Genomic DNA, 1,689 nt, shown 5'->3' on the forward strand with positions numbered 1-1,689 from the left:
GGGCCGGGGCGGCGGGTCGGCCGGGGGCCGGGCCCAGGCCCCCGCCCCGGCGTCGGGCGCGCGGCGGGGGCGCGGGCGGGGGGCGGGGGGCCGGGGGGGGGCCCCGCCGGGAAGGGCGGGGCCGCAGGATCACCCGACCCGGTGGTGCCGGATCAGCCCGCTTCCTTGACCTGGGCCGCCGTCGGCGCGGTGCCGCCCAGGTGCGCCGGCAGCCACCAGGAGTCCTCGGGGCCCTTGGGGGCGGCCGGGTAGGCGCGCTGCGCCGCCTCCAGCAGCTCCTGCACCCGTTCGCGCAGGCGGCGGGTGATCGCCCCGGCGTACTGGTCGGTCGGCGCCTCGATGGGCTCGCCGACCCGCATCGTCACGGGGATGTGGCTGCGCTTGAGGTTCTTCGGGCGGCCCTTGGTCCACAGCCGCTGCGTGCCCCACAGGGCCACCGGGATCAGCGGGACGCCGGCCTCCTGGGCCATGCGCGCGGCGCCCGACTTGAAGCTCTTGAGGGTGAACGACTGGGAGATCGTCGCCTCCGGGAACACGCCGATGATCTCGCCGGCGCGCAGGGAGTCCAGGGCGTGCTGGTAGGCCGTCTCGCCCTGCTGGCGGTCCACCGGGATGTGCTTCATCGCGCGCATCAGCGGGCCCGACACCTTGTGGCGGAACACGGACTCCTTCGCCATGAAGCGCACCAGGCGCTTCTGCGGCCGCGCGGTGAGGCCGGCGAAGATGAAGTCGAGGTAGCCGATGTGGTTCGACACGAGGACCGCCCCGCCCTTGCGCGGGATGTTCTCCGTGCCCTTCATGTCGATGCGGATGTCCAGCGCCCGGAAAAGGGTGTGGGCGGCGCCGATCACCGGAGGGTAGACGAGCTCAGCCATGAGGGGGAGACCCCGCTTTCTGCCTGGGGAGGTGCTCCCGGCCGGAAGTTACGGCTGCGTAGGTACGCGGCCCTTGGGGATCGTGCCCCATACGAGGGCTGCTGGCCAGCCCAGACGACCGTGCCCGGCGAGATTCTCGTCACGCCGGGAATGCGGAGCGTGTCCGGGGCGCTCGGATCACCGTACGAACGTACTTCAATGATGCGGGACGAGGTCCACGGGTGCGGCGGCGGACGACCGTCCCGATCCGGTGGACGGGCAGCGGCGACGGGAGCAGGGGTGCGCGGGGACGAGGACGGGCGCGGAGCGGGCACGGCGGGACCGGACGGCGTCCGGCCGGCTGCCGGAGCGCCGGACGGTGCCCGGCCCGGCGTCCGGCTCGGGGCCGCGGAACTGGGCGCGGAGCCGGGGGAGCGGGCCAGCCTGGTGCAGTTCTCCAGCGCGTTCTGCCAGCCCTGCCGGGCCACCCGGCGGATCCTCGCCGAGGTCGCGGCCCTGGTCGAGGGCGTCGAGCACATCGAGATCGACGCTGAAGCCCGTCTCGAGCTGGTGCGGGCCCTGGGCATCGAGAAGACCCCGACCGTGCTCGTGCTGGACGCCGGCGGGCGGATCGTCCGGCGCGCCGTGGGGATGCCGCGGAAGCCCGATGTGATCGCCGCGCTGGGTGCCGCGGTATGACGGGCACGCCGGTACACGCGCCCGCACGCAGGGTGACGCGCCTCGCATCTGCCCGATGCGGATTGACTGTGTACACGGGAGATCGCCAGGCTGGCGGCATGCGGTATGAACTCCTGCTTTACGGGCGGGTCCACGT

General features: G+C 74.0%; 2 protein-coding genes. One reads left to right on the plus strand and one right to left on the minus strand.

Translation table 11 applies throughout. The features are described from left to right. Positions 1-152: 152 nt before the first annotated feature. Positions 153-875, minus strand: a complete 723-nt coding sequence (locus ACFXA3_RS42165; RefSeq protein WP_385196764.1) for a lysophospholipid acyltransferase family protein — start codon at positions 873-875, stop codon at positions 153-155. Positions 876-1,154: 279 nt separating this feature from the next. Here ACFXA3_RS42165 and ACFXA3_RS42170 point away from each other — a divergent pair, with 279 nt between their 5' ends. Beyond that, positions 1,155-1,553, plus strand: coding sequence for a thioredoxin family protein (locus ACFXA3_RS42170; protein WP_385196767.1), 399 nt, complete (start codon positions 1,155-1,157; stop codon positions 1,551-1,553). Positions 1,554-1,689 lie beyond the last annotated feature (136 nt).

This window comes from Streptomyces sp. NPDC059456 (genome assembly GCF_042750055.1).
In the GTDB taxonomy this organism is placed as follows: domain Bacteria; phylum Actinomycetota; class Actinomycetes; order Streptomycetales; family Streptomycetaceae; genus Streptomyces.